The organism is Salinisphaera sp. SPP-AMP-43 (assembly GCF_049568105.1).
Classification (GTDB): Bacteria; Pseudomonadota; Gammaproteobacteria; order Nevskiales; family Salinisphaeraceae; genus Salinisphaera.
Map to the genome: position 1 here is coordinate 1,603,171 of NZ_CP145335.1, position 23,266 is coordinate 1,626,436.

At 60.6% G+C, this 23,266-nt stretch carries 22 protein-coding genes and 1 pseudogene; 12 read left to right on the top strand and 11 right to left on the bottom strand.

Annotated features, from left to right (window positions below):
- Positions 1-109 precede the first annotated feature (109 nt).
- From guaB to V5738_RS06840, 7 genes are all read left to right on the top strand, one after another.
- Positions 110-1,582, top strand: coding sequence for an IMP dehydrogenase (gene guaB / locus V5738_RS06810; RefSeq protein WP_423823676.1), 1,473 nt, complete (start codon positions 110-112; stop codon positions 1,580-1,582).
- A 515-nt stretch (positions 1,583-2,097) separates the two neighbouring features.
- On the top strand, positions 2,098-3,675 hold the full coding sequence (guaA, locus tag V5738_RS06815; RefSeq protein WP_423823677.1) for a glutamine-hydrolyzing GMP synthase: 1,578 nt from the start codon (positions 2,098-2,100) through the stop codon (positions 3,673-3,675).
- A gap of 53 nt (positions 3,676-3,728) precedes the next feature.
- Positions 3,729-3,986 (top strand): hypothetical protein, encoded by a 258-nt coding sequence (locus V5738_RS06820; protein WP_423823678.1) that lies wholly within the window; start codon positions 3,729-3,731, stop codon positions 3,984-3,986.
- A gap of 16 nt (positions 3,987-4,002) precedes the next feature.
- Positions 4,003-4,524: a helix-turn-helix transcriptional regulator gene (locus tag V5738_RS06825; RefSeq protein WP_423823679.1), complete on the top strand. Its 522-nt coding sequence runs from the start codon at positions 4,003-4,005 to the stop codon at positions 4,522-4,524.
- A gap of 116 nt (positions 4,525-4,640) precedes the next feature.
- Entirely contained in the window at positions 4,641-4,943 is a 303-nt protein-coding gene (locus tag V5738_RS06830) for a transposase (protein WP_423823680.1), read from the top strand.
- Entirely contained in the window at positions 4,940-5,806 is an 867-nt protein-coding gene (locus V5738_RS06835) for an IS3 family transposase (protein ID WP_423823681.1), read from the top strand. The genes V5738_RS06830 and V5738_RS06835 overlap by 4 nt, the downstream gene beginning before the upstream one ends.
- Before the next feature lie 408 nt (positions 5,807-6,214).
- The gene (locus V5738_RS06840; RefSeq protein WP_423823682.1) at positions 6,215-8,128 is read left to right on the top strand and encodes a hypothetical protein; all 1,914 of its coding nucleotides are present in this window, start codon (positions 6,215-6,217) and stop codon (positions 8,126-8,128) included.
- A gap of 157 nt (positions 8,129-8,285) precedes the next feature.
- Here the strand turns inward: V5738_RS06840 and V5738_RS06845 are convergent, their stop codons facing one another.
- From V5738_RS06845 to V5738_RS06860, 4 genes are all read right to left on the bottom strand, one after another.
- On the bottom strand, positions 8,286-9,152 hold the full coding sequence (locus V5738_RS06845; RefSeq protein ID WP_423823681.1) for an IS3 family transposase: 867 nt from the start codon (positions 9,150-9,152) through the stop codon (positions 8,286-8,288).
- The gene (locus V5738_RS06850) at positions 9,149-9,451 is read right to left on the bottom strand and encodes a transposase (protein WP_423823680.1); all 303 of its coding nucleotides are present in this window, start codon (positions 9,449-9,451) and stop codon (positions 9,149-9,151) included. The genes V5738_RS06845 and V5738_RS06850 overlap by 4 nt, the downstream gene beginning before the upstream one ends.
- Positions 9,452-9,610: 159 nt before the next feature.
- Entirely contained in the window at positions 9,611-10,789 is a 1,179-nt protein-coding gene (locus V5738_RS06855; protein ID WP_423823683.1) for an MFS transporter, read from the bottom strand.
- A complete protein-coding gene (locus V5738_RS06860) occupies positions 10,786-11,841 on the bottom strand; it encodes an aldo/keto reductase (RefSeq protein ID WP_423823684.1) in 1,056 nt (351 codons plus the stop codon). Before V5738_RS06860 ends, V5738_RS06855 begins: the two co-directional genes overlap by 4 nt.
- An 88-nt stretch (positions 11,842-11,929) precedes the next feature.
- Between V5738_RS06860 and V5738_RS06865 the strand changes: the two genes are divergently transcribed.
- On the top strand, positions 11,930-12,841 hold the full coding sequence (locus V5738_RS06865) for a LysR family transcriptional regulator (RefSeq protein WP_423823685.1): 912 nt from the start codon (positions 11,930-11,932) through the stop codon (positions 12,839-12,841).
- A 382-nt stretch (positions 12,842-13,223) separates the two neighbouring features.
- On the opposite strand, the pseudogene V5738_RS06870 reads toward V5738_RS06865, so the two are convergent.
- From V5738_RS06870 to V5738_RS06880, 3 genes and pseudogenes are all read right to left on the bottom strand, one after another.
- Positions 13,224-13,394: pseudogene (locus V5738_RS06870) on the bottom strand (type 1 glutamine amidotransferase domain-containing protein); the annotation flags it as partial.
- 109 nt (positions 13,395-13,503) lie between these two features.
- Positions 13,504-13,890 carry a VOC family protein gene (locus tag V5738_RS06875; protein WP_423823686.1) on the bottom strand — a complete coding sequence of 129 codons (387 nt, stop codon included), beginning with the start codon at positions 13,888-13,890 and terminating at the stop codon, positions 13,504-13,506.
- Between the two features lie 104 nt (positions 13,891-13,994).
- Positions 13,995-14,750, bottom strand: coding sequence for an SDR family oxidoreductase (locus V5738_RS06880; protein WP_423823687.1), 756 nt, complete (start codon positions 14,748-14,750; stop codon positions 13,995-13,997).
- A gap of 100 nt (positions 14,751-14,850) precedes the next feature.
- Between V5738_RS06880 and V5738_RS06885 the strand changes: the two genes are divergently transcribed.
- Positions 14,851-15,759: an AraC family transcriptional regulator gene (locus V5738_RS06885; protein ID WP_423823688.1), complete on the top strand. Its 909-nt coding sequence runs from the start codon at positions 14,851-14,853 to the stop codon at positions 15,757-15,759.
- Positions 15,760-16,057: 298 nt separating this feature from the next.
- Here V5738_RS06885 and V5738_RS06890 read toward each other — a convergent pair whose 3' ends face one another.
- Positions 16,058-16,672: an alpha/beta hydrolase gene (locus V5738_RS06890; RefSeq protein ID WP_423823689.1), complete on the bottom strand. Its 615-nt coding sequence runs from the start codon at positions 16,670-16,672 to the stop codon at positions 16,058-16,060.
- Between the two features lie 58 nt (positions 16,673-16,730).
- Complete coding sequence (locus V5738_RS06895; protein ID WP_423823690.1) at positions 16,731-17,663, bottom strand: ring-cleaving dioxygenase; 933 nt, start codon at positions 17,661-17,663, stop codon at positions 16,731-16,733.
- A 125-nt stretch (positions 17,664-17,788) separates the two neighbouring features.
- Between V5738_RS06895 and V5738_RS06900 the strand changes: the two genes are divergently transcribed.
- Positions 17,789-18,697, top strand: coding sequence for a LysR family transcriptional regulator (locus V5738_RS06900; protein WP_423823691.1), 909 nt, complete (start codon positions 17,789-17,791; stop codon positions 18,695-18,697).
- 245 nt (positions 18,698-18,942) lie between these two features.
- Here V5738_RS06900 and V5738_RS06905 read toward each other — a convergent pair whose 3' ends face one another.
- Positions 18,943-19,377 carry a dihydrofolate reductase family protein gene (locus tag V5738_RS06905; protein ID WP_423823692.1) on the bottom strand — a complete coding sequence of 145 codons (435 nt, stop codon included), beginning with the start codon at positions 19,375-19,377 and terminating at the stop codon, positions 18,943-18,945.
- A gap of 239 nt (positions 19,378-19,616) precedes the next feature.
- On the opposite strand from V5738_RS06905, the gene V5738_RS06910 reads away from it, so the two are divergent.
- Both V5738_RS06910 and V5738_RS06915 read left to right on the top strand, forming a co-directional pair.
- Positions 19,617-20,876: an ABC transporter substrate-binding protein gene (locus tag V5738_RS06910; protein ID WP_423823693.1), complete on the top strand. Its 1,260-nt coding sequence runs from the start codon at positions 19,617-19,619 to the stop codon at positions 20,874-20,876.
- A 401-nt stretch (positions 20,877-21,277) separates the two neighbouring features.
- Entirely contained in the window at positions 21,278-21,754 is a 477-nt protein-coding gene (locus tag V5738_RS06915) for an NYN domain-containing protein (RefSeq protein WP_423823694.1), read from the top strand.
- 298 nt (positions 21,755-22,052) lie between these two features.
- Here the strand turns inward: V5738_RS06915 and V5738_RS06920 are convergent, their stop codons facing one another.
- Positions 22,053-22,457 carry a hypothetical protein gene (locus V5738_RS06920; RefSeq protein WP_423823695.1) on the bottom strand — a complete coding sequence of 135 codons (405 nt, stop codon included), beginning with the start codon at positions 22,455-22,457 and terminating at the stop codon, positions 22,053-22,055.
- Positions 22,458-23,266 lie beyond the last annotated feature (809 nt).

Below are 23,266 nucleotides of genomic sequence, written 5' to 3' on the forward strand. Positions count from 1 at the left end.
GCCGCCAGCGCTTAGTGATCCATGCCGCGCGAGCCTGTATAATCCGCGGTCTTTGCGGCGGCCACGAACGCCTTGGGGCGCAGACCGGCCGCTCACCGCTGGCGAGCCTATGACCCTAAGAATCAGCGAGCAAGCCCTGACGTTCGACGACGTCTTGTTGCAGCCTGCCTACTCCGACGTATTGCCGCGCGAGGTCGACCTATCGACCCGGCTGACCCGTGGCATCACGCTTAACATTCCGCTGATTTCGGCGGCCATGGACACGGTCACCGAAGCCTCTTTGGCGATCGCGTTGGCCCAAGAAGGCGGCATCGGTATTATTCACAAGTCGATGCCGGCCGCGCGCCAGGCCCAGCACGTACGCACGGTCAAGAAATACGAATCCGGTGTGATTTCGGACCCGATCACGGTCGGCCCGAACGCGACTATCCGCGAAGTGCTGGATCTGACCCGCGCCCAGGGCATCTCCGGCGTGCCGGTGGTCGATAACGGCAGCCCGGTCGGGATCGTCACCAGCCGCGACCTGCGGTTCGAGACCCGCTTCGACGCACCGGTCACTTCGGTGATGACCCCGCGCGAGAAGCTGGTCACGGTGCAGGAAGGCGCAGCCCGCGACGAGATCCTGTCGCTGTTCCATACCCACCGCATCGAGAAAGTGTTGGTGGTCAACGACGATTTCACCCTGACCGGTATGATCACCGTCAAGGACATCCAGAAGTCCACCGACTTCCCCAACGCCTGTAAGGACGCCGCGGGCAGCTTGCGCGTGGGCGCGGCGGTCGGGCCCGGGCCAGATGCCTTCGAGCGAGTCCAGGCGCTGGTCGATGCTGGCGTGGATGTCGTGGTGGTCGATACCGCCCACGGCCATTCCTCGGGCGTGCTCGCCACCATCAGCGAACTCAAACAGCGCTTCCCCAATCTGCAGCTCATCGGTGGCAACGTCGGTACAGCCGAAGGCGCCAAGGCATTGGCCGACGCCGGGGTCGATGCGGTCAAGGTCGGCATCGGGCCGGGCTCGATCTGTACCACGCGAATCGTGGCCGGCATTGGCGTGCCGCAGATCTCGGCAGTGGCTAACGTCACGGCCGCGCTGGCCGACACCGATGTCCCGGTGATCGCCGATGGCGGCATTCGTTTCTCCGGTGACCTGGCCAAGGCGCTGGTCGCCGGCGCGCATGCAGTGATGATCGGCGGCATGTTCGCCGGCACCGAAGAAGCCCCGGGCGAGATCGAGCTCTACCAGGGGCGCTCGTTCAAGGCCTATCGCGGCATGGGCTCGCTGGGCGCGATGAGCGGCAGCCAAGGCAGTGCCGATCGCTATTTCCAGGATCCCTCCGAGGAAATCCAGAAACTCGTGCCCGAAGGCATCGAAGGCCGCGTGCCGTACAAGGGCCCGCTCGGCGGCATCGTGCACCAGCTGATCGGTGGCCTCCGAGCCGCCATGGGCTATACCGGCTGCCACAGCATCACTGAGATGCGCACCAAGCCGACGTTCGTGCAGATCACTTCGGCGGGCATGAAAGAATCGCATGTGCACGACGTGAATATCACCAAGGAAGCGCCGAACTACCGCGTCGACTAAAGCGTGTTCGGCGTTGTTTGATTAAAGGAAAAGCGCAGGTCTGGTTGGGTCTGCGCTTTTCTTGTTTGGACAAGAGTTCTTTTAATCGTGCGTAGATCGACACAGATGCATACAGATCAAAGGCAGAAAGTTAGACAGTAATTCGCGGAGGTCACTACGCCGGCTTGAGCACTTCAATAGCCGGCAATCGCGAGATAGAGAACGCTTCTATTGTTATCCGCAGATTCCGCAGATGACGCAGATTCAAGGCAGAAAAAATTGGCCGGTTGAATGTGTTTTTCGAACGCATATTTCGGAGCGCCCAATGCGAGAAGCGCCCCAAGCCAGCCACGCCACGAAAGCCCAATCGCCATCGGCGTGAATCTGTGTCGATCTGCGGACAATGTCTGAAAGAATCGGCCGCCGAACCTGACAGCGCCAAAAATTCTCAACAGCACAAACGCCCAACCGCCAAAATCTGCGCGATCCGCGGATAAAGCAGGCCTAAAAGAATCACCACCGAGCCCAGGACGACGATGACCCAGGACATCCACGCCGAGAAAATCCTCATTCTCGACTTTGGCAGCCAGTACACCCAGCTCATCGCGCGCCGCGTGCGCGAGGCCAATGTTTACTGCGAAATCTATGCCTGGGACGTGGCCGACCACTACGTTCGGGACTTCAACCCGAACGGGGTCATCCTCTCTGGCGGTCCGGAATCGGTCACCGTGGAGCAGGGCCCACGCGCGCCCGAGGCCGTCTGGGCGCTCGGCGTCCCGGTGCTTGGCATCTGCTACGGCATGCAGACCATGGCCGCCCAGCTCGGCGGCGAAGTCGAGACCTCGGCGCACAAGGAATTCGGCTATGCCCAGGTCCGTGCTCGCGGCCATTCCAAGCTGTTCCACGACATCGAAGACCACGTCAACGACGAAGGCCACGGCCTGCTCGATGTCTGGATGAGCCACGGCGACCGCGTCAAGGAACTGCCAGAAGGCTTCAAGCGCATCGCCAACACCGACGGCGCGCCGCTGGCCGGCATGGCCGACGAAGAGCGCGGCTACTATGGCATCCAGTTCCATCCGGAAGTCACCCACACGCCGCAGGGCAAGCGGATACTCTCTCGCTTCGTCCACGAGATCTGCGGCTGCAGCGGGCTCTGGACTTCCGAGCACATCATCGAAGATCTGATAGAGCGTATCCGCGAACAGGTCGGCGATCAGCGCGTCCTGCTGGGTTTGTCCGGCGGGGTGGATAGCTCGGTCACCGCCGCGCTCGTGCATGAGGCGATCGGCGAAAACCTGATCTGCGTGTTCGTCGACAACGGTCTGCTGCGCCTGCACGAAGGCGACGAAGTCATGGCTACCTTCGCCGACCACAAGGGCCTGAACGTCATTCGCGCGGATGCGGAAAGTCAGTTCATGGCCAAGCTCGAAGGCGTTGCCGACCCGGAAGCCAAGCGCAAGATCATCGGCAACACCTTCATCGAAGTCTTCGATGCCCACGCCGCCGAACTCACCAACATCGACTGGCTCGCCCAGGGCACGATCTACCCGGACGTCATCGAATCGGCGGGCTCGGCCACGGGAAAGGCCCACGTCATCAAGAGCCATCACAACGTCGGCGGCCTGCCGGAAGACATGAAGCTCGGCCTGGTCGAACCGCTGCGCGAACTGTTCAAGGATGAAGTCCGCGAACTCGGCCTGGCCCTCGGTTTGCCACGCGACATGCTCATGCGCCACCCGTTCCCGGGCCCGGGGCTGGGCGTGCGCATCCTCGGCGAAGTGAAAAAGGAATACGCCGACAAACTCCGCGCTGCCGACGCCATCTTCATCGCCGAACTCCGCGACTCGGGCTGGTACGACAAAGTCAGCCAGGCCTTCGCTGTGTATCTCCCGGTCTCCAGCGTCGGCGTCACCGGCGACGGCCGCCGCTACGAACACGTCGTAGCACTTCGTGCGGTCGAGACCATCGACTTCATGACGGCCAAGTGGGCGGAGCTGCCGTATGAACTGTTGGGAAGAGTGTCGACCCGCATCGTCAACGAAGTAGACGGGATTTCTCGGGTGGTCTATGACGTGACCGGGAAGCCGCCGGGGACGATTGAGTGGGAGTAGGGCGGTTGTCAGTTGACAACTAGCTTGGTTAAGAGAACAATCGATCTCGACGCATGGCGCGCGACTTCAAGCATCCAAGCAAGGACATCGAGCAGGCCATAGCGCATGCCGAAGCCTACGGTTGGCGGGTCGAAAAAAGCCGCGGTCATGCGTGGGGCCGATTGTTCTGCCCGCATAACGATGCCGAGTGTCGCTGCGGCGAGTTTTGCATCACGAGTATCTGGAGTACGCCGAAAAATCCCGAAGCCCACGCCCGCCAGATTCGCCGCGTCGTCGATAAATGCACCGGCGGATCGGGCGAGTCGAACTGATTCGGTGGAAATCGCCATGGAATACATCTTCACGCTGAAATACCGCCTGCACGAGTACGACGGCGACGATCAGGCGCTTCTCGATCGCTTGTTCGAGGCGGGTTGTGATGATGCGTTGCCCGGTATCGGGCAGACCGGCCGGCTTGCCCTGGAATTCTCTCGCGAAGCCGAAAGCGGTCAGCAAGCCCTGGAAAGCGCGATCGCTGACGTGCGACGCGCACTCGATCATGCCGAGTTGATCGAGGTGCTGCCGGATTACGTCGGACTCACCGATATCGCCGAGCATGTCGGGATGTCGCGACAGAATCTGCGTAAGATCGCTTTGAATCACGCTGCGACGTTTCCGGTCGCTGTTCATGAAGGCAATCCGTCGCTCTGGCATTTGGCGGATGTCTTGCGCTGGCTCCACGAGCAGGGCTATGCGGTGGATGCGTCGACGCTTGAGATCAGCGCCGTGGCGCGGGAGCTCAATATCGCGATGCAGGCGCGGCGTTTGCCGGCTGACCGGTCGGGCGAGCTTGAGGCTTTGATGGCCTGAGTGCCGCTGACCGCTGAGTAATGGATTGTAAACGGGGATGGAAACCGTGGTCTGGAGTGGCCCGGTTTTCACGGACATCACTGAGAAGGGACAATCGATCCCAAGGAGATGTCCGCATGGCCAAACGCAAGCAGTTTTCCAAGCAGTTCAAGCTCCAGGCGCTGGAGCTATTTGAAGAATCAGGGCGCCAAGCAACGGAGGTCGCTCGCGAGCTGGGCGTGCGCCGCAACCAGCTTTACAAATGGCAAGCCGAGCTCTGGGCCAAAGGCGAGGATCAGGCGTTTCAGGGGCCGGGGCGACCAGCGCCCGCCGATGAACACTCGGAAGTCGAGGCCCTTCGCCGCGAGATCGCGCAGCTCAAGGAGGAGAACGCGATCTTAAAAAAAGCGGCGGCGTACTTCGCGCGCGAGCTGCCGTGAAGTACGCCTTTATTCGATCGGCACAAAGCGCCCATCGCGTCCGAACACTCTGTTGCGTGCTCGGCGTCAGCCGATCAGGCTTTTATGCCTGGCAGCGGCGGGGGCCATCGCCGCGATCACGGCGTGACGTGCAGCTTGCGGCGCGGATCAGCGACATACAGGCCGCATCTCGACAGGCGTACGGTTACCGCAAGAGCTGGGCGGCGCTCGAACGCGAAGGCATCGCGTGCGGCAAACACCGTGTCGCCCGCCTGCGACGCGAACGTGGTATCTGGGCGAAGCGGCGTCGCCGCTTCGTGACGGCAACCCGAGCGCGGCATACCGTCGATCGCGCCCCGAACCGCCTGGGCCGGCGTTTCCGAACCGCAGCGCCGGATCGAGTCTGGGTCGGTGATGTCACCTTCATACCGACCCGCGAAGGCTGGCTGTATCTAGCCGTGCAGATCGATCTGTATGCCCGGGCCGTGGTTGGTTGGGCCATGAGCTCTCGGAACAACACGGCCCTAGTGACAAATGCCCTGGACATGGCGATCGAGCAACGACAGCCGACGTCCGGCTTGATCCATCACACCGATCAAGGACAGACCTATATCGCGGCTTCTTATCAGAAGCGACTGCGAGAACAGGGGATGATCTCGAGCATGTCCCGGCGCGGTGACTGCTGGGATAACGCGGTCGCAGAAAGCTTCTTTGCAACCCTCAAGTTCGAGCTGATGGATCGCAATCCCTTCGAATCTCGGCGGGTTGCTCGTACCGCGATCTTCGAATACATCGAGGCGTTCTATAACCGTCAACGGCTGCATCAGACGCTCGGCTATCGAACACCGCTGGAAGTCGAGGAAGCGTCAGGATTTGACGCTTAATTTACCTGTCCGTGATAACCGGGCCAGCTCAGTCTGTCCCCTATTCTCCCCGAGATTAAGGAACCAAACGAGCGCGTTCGGGGCGGCATATATATTCTGGATAAGCGTTTGCAAATCGACTTCGACTTCAATGCCTGATGGGTTTTCAATAGATTCGCCATTCGAAGGCACAAAGACGTAGCTGCCTTTATGGGAACCCTTTGGAGAAAAACGTAGTCTGTCCCCTATTATTCGGTCCCGGATCTGCGCTGTCCCCGGATCTGCGCTGTCCCCGGATCTGCACTGTCCCCGGATCTGCAGAACTTGATCTGCCGTCTGTGAGAACTGGACAGCCCAATCTGGCCGCAGTTCGTTGTAGAGTTTTCAGTGAGTTGGAATGCCTACCAAATAACTAAAGAGAATTAGTAGATGGCTCAGAAACCGGAAATAACTGCAGAGGATAGTGACACTCTCAAACGTATTTCGAGCGAAAGTGCAAAGTTTTATTACATCCAGTTTTTGCTGGAGTTTCCTACAATCAATGTTTTAGGCCTTTATCAAGATGGGAACTCCAACTACATTGTTTGCGAAAATATCGAGTTAGACGAAGCTCCGAAAGGCTATGATTCACTTAAAAGCTGGTTTAACCATGCTTTTAAACCAGTCGGGTGGCACCTGAATTTAGTGACCGACGTGCCGCCAGGCGCAAAGCGGGTCAACGAAACAAATTTGGGGTCAGTCGATATCGAGACAGGAAGATCTTTAACGAGCTTAGATTATCAGTCTGTACTTGCTGCGCGCTTGCCTGGCGATTTCCCGACCTTTAGCGCAGATTATCGATTTGATCCACGTCGTTTGGTTATAACTGTTGAAAGAGAGATTTCCGATGACGAACGAAGGTGCTTAGAAGACGCGCAGAACGCTATTGGCTATCTTGGTCCGATAAAAGTGGTGGTTGCCAAACCACGACCGCAACGTACTGTGCCCGCAAATCGTTTTCCCGTATTGAGGCCAGTTTCACTTCTTCGGAGCGACGGAGCTCCGCGATCTGTGTCTAGGAGCGCTGAACGAGATCAAGACCTATGGTCCGATCAGCAAAAAAGGCTATGGCGCCCAGAGCGTAGCTTAAACACTATCGAGTTAAAGTGTGGAACAAGATGCTTAATTCGAGGCGATATTCCTTCAAGTAGAAATCTTCGCTGGTACATTCTTCTTTACGACGGTATCGATTACATATTCCCGCCAACAGGTGCCTTCGAGCGATCACTTCGAAGTTTGGAGGTCACAGAAGCCGAGTTTTCGCAGCTTGTTGAGTGTGGGTTTATCAGGATCATACTTCCACAGTCGGTCGAGCGATACGATCAAAAAAGGCTTGGATCGCTTTTTGACATTAGCGAACATGAACCGATATTGACTCGCCGGCTTGCGCTCGCGGCGGTTCAACAATCCAGGGCGCGTTTTCCATTGCTGTACTCACCGCTGCCAATTGCCGAGAAACGAGGCATTCTCAAAGTTCTGGAGCAAGTCGGTGGCGACGTTGAAGATCGACACATACGAAACGTGATTAAGGCTACGTCCCAATCGCTCGCTAAAATTTGGCAGTTTGAGCAATTCAGGCTTGCGCAGAGCGGGGCGGTTGGAATCTCTACTGGGATTGGTTTCGGAAGACTCGCATCCGATATTGTCCGAGCCGCGGTTAATAAAGAGCGCGAGTTAGAGATTGACATTTCCGGACAGATGATTGAGTGGGCTGGTGCGTTAGGCGCGTTTCCAGCCCCACTCCCGCTCTCTGCCACGCACGACAATTCGTTTTATATGGAATTGATTTGCAATTTCTATAACCCTAGTTTTCCTGCGCACCAGTTCAGCAGACTATCGGACTTCGAGTTGGAACCCGCAATTACCGGATTACTGCGGCTGGACCCAAAGGCGGATATCATCAGTCTTGCTAGAGGGCAGACTTCCTCGGAATCATCTAGAGTTCGTGAGCTGCTGAGCCGACTACCTAGCGCAGTAGCCGATAAGGATCAGTTCGAGCACGCAATTGACGACTTAAACAAGCAGATAAAAATTTACAACCGCCGTTCAGCGAAGCTTGCGAAGTTTGGCTTTACGGGAAATCGTATCGCGACGGCAGTAACGATGGTAGATCCAACAGTTGCGACGGCAGCTCAGTCATTTTTCGCGTCGTGGCTTTTTGACATCGTAAAGAATCACCGGAAAGATTCGGTTCTAATTGGAGAATTATTAGATTCGCTGGAAGGTCTGCTCGCAGCGGTGGAGTTAGATGCCGTTTTTGTAGCCAGAATGCGGGAGGACCTTCGACAATCAGTAACGGGTTGAGCTGCCCGCCCCCCGACAGGGTGGGTTCAGGTCGCAAACGCGAAACGACGCGGCGGGCTAACGTTCTAAATGAGACATCACAGGTCAAACGGATAACTTCGGCTGTCGGGACAATAGGGGACAGACTGAGCTGGCCCGGTTATCACGGACAGGTAAATTAAGCGTCAAATCCTGACGCTTCCTCGACTTCCAGCGGTGTTCGATAGCCGAGCGTCTGATGCAGCCGTTGACGGTTATAGAACGCCTCGATGTATTCGAAGATCGCGGTACGAGCAACCCGCCGAGATTCGAAGGGATTGCGATCCATCAGCTCGAACTTGAGGGTTGCAAAGAAGCTTTCTGCGACCGCGTTATCCCAGCAGTCACCGCGCCGGGACATGCTCGAGATCATCCCCTGTTCTCGCAGTCGCTTCTGATAAGAAGCCGCGATATAGGTCTGTCCTTGATCGGTGTGATGGATCAAGCCGGACGTCGGCTGTCGTTGCTCGATCGCCATGTCCAGGGCATTTGTCACTAGGGCCGTGTTGTTCCGAGAGCTCATGGCCCAACCAACCACGGCCCGGGCATACAGATCGATCTGCACGGCTAGATACAGCCAGCCTTCGCGGGTCGGTATGAAGGTGACATCACCGACCCAGACTCGATCCGGCGCTGCGGTTCGGAAACGCCGGCCCAGGCGGTTCGGGGCGCGATCGACGGTATGCCGCGCTCGGGTTGCCGTCACGAAGCGGCGACGCCGCTTCGCCCAGATACCACGTTCGCGTCGCAGGCGGGCGACACGGTGTTTGCCGCACGCGATGCCTTCGCGTTCGAGCGCCGCCCAGCTCTTGCGGTAACCGTACGCCTGTCGAGATGCGGCCTGTATGTCGCTGATCCGCGCCGCAAGCTGCACGTCACGCCGTGATCGCGGCGATGGCCCCCGCCGCTGCCAGGCATAAAAGCCTGATCGGCTGACGCCGAGCACGCAACAGAGTGTTCGGACGCGATGGGCGCTTTGTGCCGATCGAATAAAGGCGTACTTCACGGCAGCTCGCGCGCGAAGTACGCCGCCGCTTTTTTTAAGATCGCGTTCTCCTCCTTGAGCTGCGCGATCTCGCGGCGAAGGGCCTCGACTTCCGAGTGTTCATCGGCGGGCGCTGGTCGCCCCGGCCCCTGAAACGCCTGATCCTCGCCTTTGGCCCAGAGCTCGGCTTGCCATTTGTAAAGCTGGTTGCGGCGCACGCCCAGCTCGCGAGCGACCTCCGTTGCTTGGCGCCCTGATTCTTCAAATAGCTCCAGCGCCTGGAGCTTGAACTGCTTGGAAAACTGCTTGCGTTTGGCCATGCGGACATCTCCTTGGGATCGATTGTCCCTTCTCAGTGATGTCCGTGAAAACCGGGCCACTCCAGACCACGTTTTATTGCGTTAGTCGGTGAAATCGCTCACTTGGCGGCTTAAAACGTGGTTGTCCCCAAAAATGCCGTGCAAATGCCGCGAGCGGACTTAACACGGAACGGTTTTATCGTCCGCCTGGGAGCCGCTGCCTCCTCTTGAGGCTATCCATACCCCGATGAGCGCGAGCACCGACATCACCGCGCCGGCCAGCGGTAACGCCTGATAGCCGAGCCCGGCGGCGATCACCGCGCCGCCCAGGGCCGCACCCACGGCGTTGCCAAGGTTGAAAGCCCCGATATTGACCGCCGAGGCCAGGTTGGGCGCATTGCCCGCCGCGCCAATGACGCGTATCTGCAGGGGCGGCACGATGGCGAAACTCGTGATGCCCCACAGAAAGATCAGCAGGATTGTCGGTGCTGGAAACGGCACCAGCAGGGCAAGGGCGATCAGCACCAACGTTAGGCTGGCAAGCGTAACGAGGAGGGTGCGGTCGACCGAGCGATCGGCATAGTGGCCACCCAGCCAATTACCCACCATCAGGCCCAGCCCGTAGACCACAAGCATGACGGTCACGAAGGCCACGGACGCTTCTGCTTCGTGCCGTAACAGTGGCACGATATAAGTGTAGACCGTGAACATCGCACTTGCGCCTAGCACGGTGAGCGTCAGCGCCACGATCACCGAAGCGTGCCCAAGCACCTTGAGTTCTGCCAGCGCGCCACCGCCGTTGGGCGCCGGTCTGTCGGGGAGGGTCAGACGCAGCGCCAGCATGGTGACCAACCCGATTGCGGTAAAGCCCCAAAAGGGCAGCCGCCAGCCGAACTGTTCACCCATCCAGGTCGCCAGCGGCACACCCACCACGGTCGCCAGGGTCAGACCCATGAACATCGTCGCGACCGCGCTCGCACCTCGCCCTGGTGCTACCAGGCTGGCGGCTACGACCGCACCGACACCGAAAAACGCGCCGTGATTGAGCGAGGTGACGATTCTCGCAGCCATCAGCATGCCGTAGCTCTGCGAAAGTGCCGCCAGCAGGTTTCCTAGCGTGAAAATGGCGGCCAGGCCGATCAGCAGGGAGCGCCGCTTCATCTTTCCGCTGGTTAGCGTCATCAGCGGTGCGCCTACCATCACCCCGACCGCATAGGCGCTGATCAACAATCCCGCGATAGGAATGGACACATCGAGATCACCGGCAATCAGCGGCAGCAGGCCCATGGGTGAGAATTCGCTGATGCCGATACCGAAGGCACCGATGGCGAGCGCAAACAGGGGAGGGTTGAGGGTCATGCGGAAGCTCCCACAGTCCCGACCAGTCGCGGATTCAACCGGGCGAATCCCTCCTGGTAGTGGTAAGGCGCGTGCGGATAGGGTGGAAGCGTGTCGCTCGCCGCATCCAGTCGTGCGACCTGCGCCGGTGTCAGCGACCAGCCCACCGCACCGAGGTTGTCGTGCAGTTGCGCTTCGTTACGCGCGCCGATGATCACGGACGAGACCGTCGGCCGCGCGATGAGCCAGTTGAGGGCAATCTGCGGAACGCTCTTGCCGGTTTCCGCTGCGATGTCATCGAGCGCATCGACGACTCGGTAGAGATCATCTTCGGCAACCGGGGGCGCGAACTTCGCGGTTTCGTGGAGGCGGCTGCCTTCGGGAATCGGGCTGTCGCGTCGTACCTTGCCAGTCAACCGGCCCCAGCCGAGCGGGCTCCAGACCAATGCGCCAACGCCCTGATCGTTGCCAAGCGGCATCAGATCCGCCTCGTAGTCACGCCCGACCAAGGAGTAATAGACTTGATGAGCGAAGAAACGTGGCCAGCCATGCCGATCGGCCAGCGCCAAGGCTTTCATCAGCTGCCAGCCGGGGTAATTGGAGACGCCGATATGGCGCAGTTTTCCCTGGCGTACCAGTAGGTCAAGGGTAGCGAGCAGTTCTTCCGGCGGGGTCGAGGCGTCGTAGGCGTGCAGCTGGAAGACATCGATATAGTCGGTATTCAGCCGACGCAGCGACGCCTCGACGGCACGAATCACCCGCCCGCGCGAGACGCCCCAGTCCTGTGGCCCGTCGCCCAGAGGCAAACCTGTCTTGGTCGAGATCAGCACCTCATTGCGCCGCCCGCGAATCGCTTCGCCGAGTATTTCCTCAGAAGCGCCGTTGGAGTAGACGTCCGCGGTATCGAACAGCGTGACACCAGCTTCCAGGCAGATATCGACCAGGCGCCTCGCCTGCGCTGCGTTGCTGTCGCCCCAGGCGCTGAAGAGCGGCCCCTGGCCGCCGAAAGTGCCCGCCCCAAAACTCAGAACCGGCACCCGCAGCCCCGACGCCCCCAATTGACGATATTCCATGGTGACTTTCCTTTGCTGAGATTTCGAGGCAAAGATAAAGGTCTCTTTTGATCGGCAGTAGCCGGTAGCCAAGCCAAGGAGTTTTGATATGAACGCACAAGTGCTCTCATCAGCGGACCGCACCCGTGCACTGGAAGTATTTGTGGCAATCGCCGAGGCGGGCAGTTTTTCGGCGGCGGGGCGGCAACTGGGCATCACGCCTTCGGCGGTCAGCCGCACGGTGCACCGCATTGAGCAGCGCCTCGGCGTGCGGCTGGTGCTGCGCACCACCCGGTCGTTGACGCTGACCGCAGAGGGCCGAGCCTATCTACAAGCCGCGCGGCGCATCATTTCCGATCTCGATGACACCGAGCAGGCCATCGCCGATCTGGGCGCGCCGCAAGGCCGGCTCCGGGTCAGCGCTGCCCAGTCGCATGGGCGGCTGTGCGTGGTGCCGCTGTTGAAGGAATTTGCCGCGCGCTATCCGCATATTCTGGTCGATATAAGCCTGAGCGATGCGGTGGTGGATATAGCCGCCGGCCAAGCGGATGTCGCTATCCGCTTCGGTCCTCTACCCGACAGTTCGTTCAATGCCCGCCGGCTAGGTGACAACCGCCGAGTGATTGTCGCCTCGCCCGACTACCTCGCGCGCCACGGCACGCCGCAAATACCGCACGACTTGCACAGCCACAACTGCCTCAACTTCAACTTCCGTCGCGCCGAGCCCACTTGGCCCTTCCGCGACGAAGGGCGTGACTATGCGCTAAGCGTGTCCGGCAACGTCGAGGCCAACAACGGCGAAACGCTAGGGCAGCTCGCCACCGCCGGGGTCGGCGTTACGCGGGTGGGCGCTTTCAGCGTGGCCGCCGAAATCGCCGATGGCCGTCTCGTCACACTGCTCGAGGCGTATAACCCGGGCGACCGGGAGGAGGTCAATGCGGTTTTCATTGGCGGCGCCCATATGCCCGCTCGAGTGCGCGTCTTCATCGACTTTTTGGCAGACAGGCTGCGCCATCGATAACCGTAATCCGGTGACAGCATATTAATCTCGGTGCCGGGCTAATGCTGTCCGATTTATAGGATCAAACCCGTTTTATCCTATTCGGCACTCGCCTTGAAGATCGTCTCAAAACCGCCGTGGATCATGCGTTTGCCGTCGAAGGGCATGTCCAGCTGGCGTAATAGGGCGCGTAATAGCGGACAGACCACGATTTTCAAATAACGCGCGCGTACGTTAGAAATTTTGGTTTATCCCGGATTTCGTACGCTCGGCGGTTACGCAGTGGGTATTAGCGGCGCTGTCCGGCAATTCGCCACTCGGCTTGGGGCGCTGCCTGTTGCGAGCTCGAGCCGACCGAAGCGTAATCGCACGCTCCGGCCGGGCACAGCGTTACGGCGCGTTGTTACCGGCTCGCGTTTTGAAGCCAATCACGCAGCGCTTCGCCGACTTTCGTGGCCGACTGGGGGTTCTGCCCGGTTACCAGGCGGCCGTCGACGGTGACTTTTTCATTCCAGTCGTCGGCTGCCTCGTGATGCGCGCCGCGCTCGCTTAGGCGGCTGGCCAACAGGAATGTAAGAATCGGGGACAGACCACGGTTTCCGTTCAACGCAAAACGCTCGAAAGTTAAAAACCGTGGTCTGTCCCCTATTATTCTTAGAAGTAGCTATCTGTTGCAACACAGCTCAGCCGGACGAATCGGTGTCGTGATTCACAACATACTCGACGACCATTCCGTCAGGATGCTGAAAGCGGGTTTTGGCGCCGACTGGCGTGGATTGCACGGGTTCAAGCTGTTCGGCGCCTTCGGCCGTCAATTGGCGGCACGCCGATTCGATATCGTCGACTCGAATCGTGAGCTGTGTCGCTTCGAACGGCGCGCGTGCGTCGGGCGCGCCCGCAATGATCAGCACCGACACCGTAGAAGAGATCACGGCGGCCAATTCCAGCCCCTTTTCGGGATAGCTGAAGCGCAGGCCGTCCTGGCCGTTCAACAACGTGCGATAGAACGCCCGGGTATCGTTGAGCGCTTGGTGTCCGGTAAAGATGCGCACATATGTTTCAAGAACCATCTGGACAACTCCAGACCTTGCAAAACGGCCTTCTACTTTGGCGCGTGCCGATGGCTGGTCTCACGAGAGAGTGGTCGGCGGTGTCCGGATAGAGCACTGGCCGGTTATTGAATCGCGATGCCCGCGTCCCGAGCCCATTCGACGGCATCCGCACCGGCGGGCAGACGCATCGGCGCATCCGGATCGGTGGCCGCGCGCCATACCGCATCGGCCACATCCGTGGCGTAGGTGACGGGGCCGGTTTCGTCGGTGATCCGGGCGATGGTCTGCTGGACGAGTTCTGCGTAGTCGGCATTCTCCAGCCCTTGGCGATGCGCGTTGTCGCCGAAGCGCGTCTCGGGCGAGCGCCCGGGCAGCACGATACGGACATCTATGCCGAACGGCGCCAGTTCGATGGCCATGGAGGCCGAGAACGCGTTCACGGCCGCCTTGCTGGCGGTATACATCGAAAGCAGCGGCAACGCCTTGAGCGTAACAGTCGATGTGACGTTGACGATGGTGCCCGCGCCTCGAGAGCGAAACTGCGGCAGCACGGCTTGGGTCATGGCCATGGTGCCGAGGGTGTTGGTTTCGAACAGCGCGCGCGCCAGGGCCGGCTCGGTGAGTTCGAACGGCGCGGCCGCGCCTACGCCGGCGTTATTCACCAGTGCGTCGATGGGGCCGGCGGCCTTGACAGCAGCACCCACGCTGTCCGGGTCGGTCACGTCGAGCGAGAGCACGCGCAGCCGGTCGGATGCCGGTAACAGGTCGGCTCGCGGCGTACGCATGGTGGCGATGACTTGCCACTCGCGATCGAGGAAATAACGCGCGATTTCCAGCCCGAAGCCGGACGAGCAACCAGTGATCAGAACCGTTTTCATGAGAACTCCTGCTGGGCAAACGATGAGTTACTCAAGATAGGCGTGGTCAGTCGAACTCGCTACAATCCAAAATCCGATTTTCTTTGGCGAGAGTCCGGCCTTGATCGATCCGTTGGCGGATGTGGTGTCTTTGCTGCGGCCCAGCATGCGGTTTTCCAAGCTGGTTGTCGGTGCGGGGCCATGGCGCGTGCATCGCAGTGATCCCGGCGATCTGTTCTATTGCGTGGTGCTGGAAGGCGAGTGCCTGTCTTCGCCCGGCGCCGGGGAACCGATTCATCTGATGGCCGGCGATTTCCTGCTGGCACCGTCGGCGCGAGAGATTGTTGCGTCGAGCCGGCCGCCGCCTCCACTGGAGGTGGAGAACCAGCCGGTTGCGCTCGGCGATGGTGTTTTTCGGCTCGGGCTGGCCGATGCAACGCCCGATGTGCGCATGCTGATCGGCCATTGTCATTTCGAATCGCCCGACGTCGCGCTGCTGGTTTCGCTATTGCCTAAACGGGTGCACGTGCGCGGCCAGCAGCGGCTCGAGATGCTGGTGAAACTCGTGGGTGAGGAGGCTCGTGCTGATCGTCCGGCGCGTGACATGGTGCTGTCGCGGCTCCTCGAAGTGTTGATGATCGAAGCCTTGCGGGCCAGCGGCGATAGCTCTGCTTTGCCCGGGCTGGTGCACGGGCTCGCGGATGCCCGTCTGGCTAATGCGATACGTGCCATCCATGCCGAACCTACCCGCGCGTGGACGGTGGCCGACCTGGCGGGCCAGGCTGCGCTGTCGCGATCGGCCTTCTTCGAACGTTTCCGTCGCACTGTGGGGGTGGCCCCGATGGCGTATCTGCTCGCCTGGCGTATGGCGCTGGCTAAACACATGCTGAGAAACGGTCAGCGGCGTATCGCCGATGTTGCGGAACGCGTTGGCTATAGCTCCGCCAGCACGTTCAGCACTGCCTTTGCGCGCCATATCGGCATGACGCCCACGCAGTATGCCAAGCATGAGGATTTCGCGCCCTCGTGAGCTTGCGAGGACTGCAGAAGCATTGGGGGCAGGTTGAGCTGGCCCGGCTCCCACGGACACCTCGATCAAGCACTGGACTTGTCCGGGCTCATTCCGTGCCTAGTCTAGCAATTCAAGATCTGACCCCAGGGCATTGTCTTGACCTTATGGTCGGCCATATTGGACAGCGCGTGGACGCGGTGTAGGGCAGCTTGGGGAGGTAATGTTTTAACCGATGAGTTGCTGTACGGCCCTAGGCCTGACCTCATGACCCTTTGGGTCGCCCGTCGCCGGCTTGACCGAAGCGAGCGGCGGGTCGTCAGGCTTCGGGCCGTTGCAGGAAGCGTTGTAGCGCATCGAGTTCCGGCTGCGACACGTCATGCCCGCCGTTGGTGATCAACGGCTCGACCGCCGTGCCCTGCGTGTGTAGCCACTCGATCAGCGCGTCGGTGAGCGCCGGTGGGCAGATCGGATCGTGGCGGCCGGCGCTGACAAATACCCGCAGACCGTCCAGCGCTGGTTGAGCGGGCGGTGTCCACGGAATCAGCGGGTGCAGCAGTGCCACGCGCTCGAACAGCCAGGGTTTTTCGAACATCACGGCGGCCAGAATATTGGCGCCGTTGGAATAACCGAGCGCCTGGATCGGCCGGCCGGGATGCGAATCGCGCGTGGCCGCAATGAAGGCTGCCATGCGCTGCGTGCGCTTGGCCAGATCAGCCATATCGTAGATGCCTTCGCCAGTGCGCCGGAAAAACCGTAGCGCACCGCCTTCGGAGACATCGCCGCGCGGCGCCACGAGGCCGGCCCGCGGGTTGATCTGCCGGACCAGGTCGATGAACTGGGTTTCGTCGCCGCCGGTGCCGTGAAAGGCCATGACGATGGGGGCATCGGCTTCACCGGCCTGGCGATAAGCGGTATAGGAGGGTTCGGGCATCACAGGCTCCGGGTTAGGGCAGCCGAGCGCCGGGGCTCGGCTGCGGTGTGGCGATCACTCAATCGACGATCGGCTCGAGACGCGATTCGATCTGGTCGCGATACGGTTCGTAGCGCTCGGGCAGTTTGAGCGCCTCGCCAAGATGCGCCGTGTCTTCGTCGCGATCGAAGCCCGGCTCGTTGGTGGCGATCTCGAACAGAACACCGCCCGGAGTGCGGAAATAGATCGCCCAGAAATAATCGCGATCGATCACGGGCGTGACCTGGTAACCCGTATCGAGCAGCGCTTGGCGCACTTCGGCCTGGGCCGCGCGGTCGGGCACGGCGAAAGCGATGTGATGCACCGAGCCGGCGCCTTGACGGGAGGCGTCGACGCCGGGCAGTTCCTCGACGTCGATCGTGTCGGCGCCGTTGCCGCGGGGCATGACAAAGCGCGTGACCTGGTCTTCGCGTTCGGCGCGCTCGTAGCCCATGAATTCCAGCAGTTCGGTGGTCGCGTCGGCGTCCTTGAGCCGCAGGCGCGCCCCGGCAAAGCCGTGCACTGCCGACTCGGCCGGCACACGGCCGCCGGTCCAGACCGGGCGCGCGTCGTCAGGCCGCTCGATCAGGGCGAAACCATCGCCGTCCGGGCCGGTGAAGCGTAGACGACGCTGGCCGAAGCTCGTATCGGTCGCCAAATCCGTTGCCCCCAGCGCTGGGAGCCGTTCGGCCCAGAACGCGAGCGCGCCGGGCGGCACCGCGAACTGGGTTTCGCCGACTTCGCCGGTGCCCGGCGTGCCGCGGGCGGCATGCGGGAACGGGAAATAGGTCATGACCGTGCCGGGCGTGCCGATCTCGTCGCCGTAGTAGAGATGATAGACGCTGGGTTCGTCGAAATTGACGGTCTTCTTGACCCGCCGCAGGCCGAGCGCGTCGGTGAAGAAACGATTATTGCGGTTGGCGTCGGCGGCCAGTGAGGTGATGTGGTGCAGGCCCTGGATCTGCGTAATCATGCGACTCGTCCTGCCAGCATGGTGCCGGCGTTGTGAGGATGCTGATGAGTAATCTAGCAACGCGCAGCGCGGCAGAGAATTGGCATAATCCTTTTTATATTGTTTCGTAAGACGTAATAATAGGCATGGACGACTTCAAGGCGTTGCGGACATTCCTGTTGGCAGCAGAACGCCATAATTTCGCTGCGGTCGCCCGCGAACTCGGCGTAACGCCGGCTTCGATCACCCGCACGATCGCGGCTCTGGAACAGGATCTGGGGGTGCAGCTGTTCGTGCGAACGACGCGTCGGGTGAGCCTGACCAGCGCCGGCGCGGCCTATGCTGCGCGCCTGCGCCCGGCGATGCAGGCAGTCGAAGAAGCCCGCAGCGAACTGATCGATGCGCATCGCGCCGATGCCGGCACACTGAGGATCAATGCGCCGATGTCGTTCGGGATCCGAGTGTTACCGGCAGTGCTGGCAGCTTTCCGGGCCATGCATCCGAATATCCAGACAGAAGTGTCGTTGTCGGATGAAATGGTCGATATCGTCGATGCCGACTTCGACCTGGCCGTGCGTATTTCCGGGCCGCCATCGGACAAGTTCACGATCTGGCGTAAGATCTGCCCGGTCGCACGATACTTGGTCGCCGCGCCGGACACGCCGTACGCCGCCGTCGACCATCCCAACGAATTAGCGCGCGAGGCCTGTATGGCTTTCAGCGCCGACAGCCGGAGCGAGACCTGGCCGTTGTCGCATGGCACCGCACACGTCGAAATCGAGGCCGGGCGGCCGATCTGTGCCAACAACGGCGAATTTCTGGCGAGCATGGCGGCGGCCGGCCAGGGCGTGGCGTTGTTGCCGGACTTCATCGTGGCCGAGGCGCTGAGCGCGGGCCGGCTGGTGCGGCTGCTACCCGACTGGGCGCCGCCGCCGATCTGGCTGACATTGTATTACCCGCCGTATCATCGACTGCCGCCGCGCGTCGCGGCGTTCTCGGATTTCTTCGAATCACAGATGCGTGAGAGCAATCGCTCGGTGCCAAGCACAGAGTAGCCGCAATGCATCGAACTGCGGCGCTATCCTGATTCGCGGAAACTAAGGCTAGGTCTTGCGATGGACGGACAACATGAGCCCCGACCGTGACATGCGTCACGTCTTGCATCCGCGCCGGACAAATCATAGGACAAGGACCACGTTTTCTCAGGCGGAAGGACGCTAAAAAGTGGTTTGTGTCTTGACCGGTTTCGAGGGTCCGCTCTGATGCTCGTGCGTTTAGCCGGGCGTGGTCTGTTTTCCCGCTATATGCGCTCTTGCCGCGCCTTTTCGTGTTTGCTCGGCTCGATAGCGGCGAAGCTGCCGGTTTCGACGCTGCGGCGGGGTTCGTAATGGGCGATGACGGCGCCTTTGGGCAAGACGGTGTGGCGGACGAAATGCAGGGGCGGCGGTAGTGTACTGGGGCGGAACAGGCGTTTGTTTCGGCCCAGGATCACGGGGTAGGTGCGTATCGTCACGCGGTGGAGCAGGCCGGCGTCGAGCAGCGCCGGATAGAGCGTGCTGCTGCTCTGGATAATGAGATCGGGACCGCCGCTGTCGGCCCGCCGGTGGCTGTTCTCCCGGTCGAGCGCATCGATACCGCGCGTGAGTACGTAATGCTCCACGTGGGTGAAGGCCTCGCCCAGCGATGTCTCGTCGCCCGAAAAGTAGGGACAGTACGAGTTCAGGGAACAGTACACTAGGCTATTGCTGCCGTAGTGGGGCCGATCGCAATCGAAAGACCGTGTGCTCGATCAAGGTCATCGCGTTCGACAGTAACGCTTCGTTCGTCGTTGATCGTGGCGGCCGCTAGCCTGTGATGCGTGACAGCGACCGTTTTCGCTTGTCGCGAATTAGCGCCGGTCGACGCACGACTTGGCAGACCAGCCTGGGTGCGGTTTGATGCCGGTGCAGGGTGGAAGATAATTAAAGGGGGCTCATGTTTCGTATTCCGGCCGCGATTATCGCGGTGGTTCTGGCTGCGGTCGCGTTGTGGTGGCTCAGCCGCGGCATTCTGCCGCCGCAGACGGTGAGGTTTGCGGCCGGTATCGAGAACGGCGGCTATTGGCAGATCGCCGAGCGGTACCAAGATATTCTCGCGCGGGATGGGATCGATCTGAAGCTGATCCCTACCGCGGGCTCGGTGGAAAACGCGCGTCTAATGACACAGGGCAAGGCCGATGCGGCATTGCTGCAGGGCGGGGTACCCGTGGGCGGCGGGGTAGAGACGCTGGGTGCGGTTTTTACCGAGCCGTTGCTGATCTTTGCGCGGTCTTCGGGCGGCGCGACGGTGTCGAATAATCCAGCGATGTGGTCGGGCCTGCGGATTGCGGCCGGCGCGCCGGGTTCGGGGACGCGGGCGGCAGTGAAAGCGCTGCTCAAAGCCGCAGGGGTAACCGGGGCGAATACGCTGCTGCCGCTCGACGGGACTGCGGCATCGGCCGCGCTTGCCGATGGGCCGGCGGATGTGGCGGTGTTCATGGCGCCGCTTTCGGCGCCTTATCTCAAGCCGATCGTGTCCGATAAGAGCGTGCGTCTGGTGCCGCTTGCGCACATCGTAGCGTTATCGCGGCGGGTGCCGCAGTCGGTGATCGTCAACGTGCCGTCGGGCGCGTTCTCGCTGAACCCGCCGTTGCCGGCTGACGACCGCCAGTTGCTGGGGCTGCTCGCGCGGATGGTGGCCCAGCCGGATATGCATCCAGCGATTGTGGATCGGCTCGTCAATGCGGCTCAGCTCGTGCATCAGAGCGGCGACATGATTACGCCGGCGGGTCAGTTCCCGACGATGGCGCATACGTCGTTGCCGCAGAACGCCTACGCCCGGGATTTGATCGCCGATGGGCCGAGCGCGCTGTCGGCGTTTTTGCCGTATTGGGTAGTCGCACAGATCAGCCGGTTCGCGATCCTGCTGTTGCCGATCGTGTTCTTATTGTTGCCGTTGCTCCGCGCCTTGCCCGGTCTGTACCAGTGGAGCATTCGCAACCGGGTGTTTCGCCACTATGCGCGTATCCGCGAGATCGACGAAGCCGCAGCCGAGACGGATAACCCGGATACGCTCCACGCGCTCGAATCCGAGCTGGCCGAGCTGGACCGCGAGATCGCGGGACTCAAACTGCCATTGCCGTATCGCGGCTATGCCTACGATGCGCGTCTGCATATCGATCTTCTGCGCAAGCGGATTGCCAATCGCGCGGCGTAAATCGGCCTCAGTCCGCCCTCTAACGGGAGATCCGGGGATAGCATGAAATGCCGCGGCTATTTTGGACTACCAGATCAGGGGTTAATGGCTAGCTTACGTTCGTAGCGCTCTGGTGTTTGATAGTTCAGCGACTGGTGTAGTTGCGGGTGACAAAAAAAGCCTGGGGGCGGGTCTTGTATTGCGCGTTCAGCAGTGGATTCGAGAATGCCGCACCGCGATTGGCGCGCTTCCAGAGCGGCGATATGGCGACCTGAACGCCCCAGAATGCCTGATAAAAACGATAGGCCGCGTTTTAGCGTTTTCCCCTGAACAACGTGGTCTGTGCTTGAATGTGTGCGATCCGGCGCCTCGTCGTTCGCTTGACACTGCGGGGGCTCAAGCATTCCTGGAAATCTTGCCTTATGACCACCGTCGCCATCTTCGTCGACACGCAGAACGTCTACTACACCGTGCGCGACGCCTACGGCAAGCAGTTTGACTACCGCCGATTCTGGGCACAGGTGACGGCGGATCGTGAGGTGCTGACCGCACGCTGCTATGCCACCGACCGGGGCGACGCCAAGCAGCGTGGGTTTCAGAACACGCTTCGAAAGATCGGCTTCGAGGTAAAGCTCAAGCCGTTCATCCAGCGCGCGGATGGTTCCGCCAAGGGCGACTGGGATGTAGGCATCACGCTCGATGCCATCGAGTTTGCGGCGCAGGCGGATGTCGTGGTGCTGGTCTCCGGCGATGGCGATTTCGATCTGCTGGCACAGAGAATCCGCGAGCTGCACGGCAAGCGCGTCGAGGTCTACGGGGTGCCCCAGCTTACCGCGAATTCTCTAATTCACGCCGCGAGCCAGTACATTCCCATCGAAGGCGATCTACTGCTGGGCTAAGGCATCAAGTCTGGAATGCCCGTTGTCTGCTTGCATGCCTGCGAAGCTTCTTGCCACGCCCTGCGCCGGTAGTTGGCCGGAAGCGCGGGTACTTCCGGCCCCAACTGGGGCGGGCTTTCGTAGCCGACTTTATGCGGTGACGCTGGGGAATCAGAGGACCGTTTGCTTATTTAGTGGTAGCACTCTGGCTGGCTGAATTAGCGATCACGAGACCCAGATATTGAATTAAATATACTGTCCGTAGGTGGCGGCGAACCGGCAGACAGATTTGGTCTGCCGGTTTGTTGTTCTGTTGGATCTACTGATGAGTACGGTCTTGATCCCGGGTTTGGTCCTGTTCTTTGAGTGGGTTCCGGTCGTTAAGTTGGTCCTGAACTTTAAACTGGTCGCGGTCCTTGAGTTGCCTCATATCGGGAGTTTGAGTTTGTTGTGGGCTTTGCGACGGGTTCTGTGCGCCCCGTGGGTTGGCTCCGTGCATGCCGTGGCCGGATGTTGCGCCACTGGCTGAGCCGGCACCCCCGCTTCCTGCGCCGCCACCGGGCCCGCCGCCGCCGGCGCCACCCCCTCCGGCGCCGCCGCCGCCGGAACCTCCACCACCGCCGCCCGCGATGGCAATAGGAGCGGCGCCGAGTACCAGCGCGAGTAGGAAACTGATAATCCCGGCACGTACCGCTTTGCGGGTTTGCTTGTGTTGAGTATCCATCGTGTCGCCTCTTGCTTGTCGTGGTGCACCTTCAATTGTTTCGAGAACAGGCTGCCTCATCCGGATCTATCGCTTTAGATCGTCATGTTCTGATGTCGGGCGTGTGAATCGTTAGGGATCTCGGGTTCCAAAATAGGAGGTGTATTTGAGATGAGGTGCGATTTCCCGATGTTGAGGAATGTCAAATCACGCGCGTTTACTGTGTTTTGTCGGCATCTCGAATCGCTGATGCCAAAGATAATTGAATAATAGGGAAAATATTGTGGCGGGGCTTAGGGCAGGGGATACTATGTGTATCTTAGTTCTACCCCTGGCTTGCGGCCTTAAAGATGGCCTGTGAAGCGTTCACCCAAACCACTGTTCGGTTTTGGGTTGGTTTTAGGTTGCAACCGCAATAAAAGCTAAAAGTGGGAAGTTGCAACGGGTCGGCTCCGTTGGGCGCGTGCGAGATTTTCGCTCAAACTAGCCTCGACGCCGTCGTCGGCATGCTCACCCATGGCCTGGGACAACGCCTCGGTTACCGAACGACTCGCAAGGATTTGGTGCCGATTGACCGTAGGGCGTGTTGATGTTTTGTCCGCGCGCTGAGTTGTCGCCCTAAATCGTGGCTGGCGAGGCGCGAGCCGCTATATCGTGGCGCGCCCCGATCAAGGCGCGTAACTCGGCCCGATGCGATTTGGGGGCGCCACTCTTCGGGACAACGGCTGTTGGGCCGCAATCCAGCGTTGCCGCTCACTGACGTCGCGCCACTACGCTGTACTTGCGGCGCCTCGGCGTGCAGCCAACAGCCCTTGGCGCGGACGCGCACG

Excerpts from the sequence above, each read along its gene's own strand:
- guaB (WP_423823676.1), top strand. The coding sequence starts at position 110 with ATGACCCTAAGAATCAGCGAGCAAGCCCTGACGTTCGACGACGTCTTG.
- guaA (WP_423823677.1), top strand. The coding sequence starts at position 2,098 with ATGACCCAGGACATCCACGCCGAGAAAATCCTCATTCTCGACTTTGGC.
- V5738_RS06820 (WP_423823678.1), top strand. The coding sequence starts at position 3,729 with ATGGCGCGCGACTTCAAGCATCCAAGCAAGGACATCGAGCAGGCCATA.
- V5738_RS06825 (WP_423823679.1), top strand. The coding sequence starts at position 4,003 with ATGGAATACATCTTCACGCTGAAATACCGCCTGCACGAGTACGACGGC.
- V5738_RS06830 (WP_423823680.1), top strand. The coding sequence starts at position 4,641 with ATGGCCAAACGCAAGCAGTTTTCCAAGCAGTTCAAGCTCCAGGCGCTG.
- V5738_RS06840 (WP_423823682.1), top strand. The coding sequence starts at position 6,215 with ATGGCTCAGAAACCGGAAATAACTGCAGAGGATAGTGACACTCTCAAA.
- V5738_RS06850 (WP_423823680.1), bottom strand. The coding sequence starts at position 9,451 with ATGGCCAAACGCAAGCAGTTTTCCAAGCAGTTCAAGCTCCAGGCGCTG.
- V5738_RS06855 (WP_423823683.1), bottom strand. The coding sequence starts at position 10,789 with ATGACCCTCAACCCTCCCCTGTTTGCGCTCGCCATCGGTGCCTTCGGT.
- V5738_RS06860 (WP_423823684.1), bottom strand. The coding sequence starts at position 11,841 with ATGGAATATCGTCAATTGGGGGCGTCGGGGCTGCGGGTGCCGGTTCTG.
- V5738_RS06865 (WP_423823685.1), top strand. The coding sequence starts at position 11,930 with ATGAACGCACAAGTGCTCTCATCAGCGGACCGCACCCGTGCACTGGAA.
- V5738_RS06875 (WP_423823686.1), bottom strand. The coding sequence starts at position 13,890 with ATGGTTCTTGAAACATATGTGCGCATCTTTACCGGACACCAAGCGCTC.
- V5738_RS06880 (WP_423823687.1), bottom strand. The coding sequence starts at position 14,750 with ATGAAAACGGTTCTGATCACTGGTTGCTCGTCCGGCTTCGGGCTGGAA.
- V5738_RS06890 (WP_423823689.1), bottom strand. The coding sequence starts at position 16,672 with ATGCCCGAACCCTCCTATACCGCTTATCGCCAGGCCGGTGAAGCCGAT.
- V5738_RS06895 (WP_423823690.1), bottom strand. The coding sequence starts at position 17,663 with ATGATTACGCAGATCCAGGGCCTGCACCACATCACCTCACTGGCCGCC.
- V5738_RS06900 (WP_423823691.1), top strand. The coding sequence starts at position 17,789 with ATGGACGACTTCAAGGCGTTGCGGACATTCCTGTTGGCAGCAGAACGC.
- V5738_RS06910 (WP_423823693.1), top strand. The coding sequence starts at position 19,617 with ATGTTTCGTATTCCGGCCGCGATTATCGCGGTGGTTCTGGCTGCGGTC.
- V5738_RS06915 (WP_423823694.1), top strand. The coding sequence starts at position 21,278 with ATGACCACCGTCGCCATCTTCGTCGACACGCAGAACGTCTACTACACC.
- V5738_RS06920 (WP_423823695.1), bottom strand. The coding sequence starts at position 22,457 with ATGGATACTCAACACAAGCAAACCCGCAAAGCGGTACGTGCCGGGATT.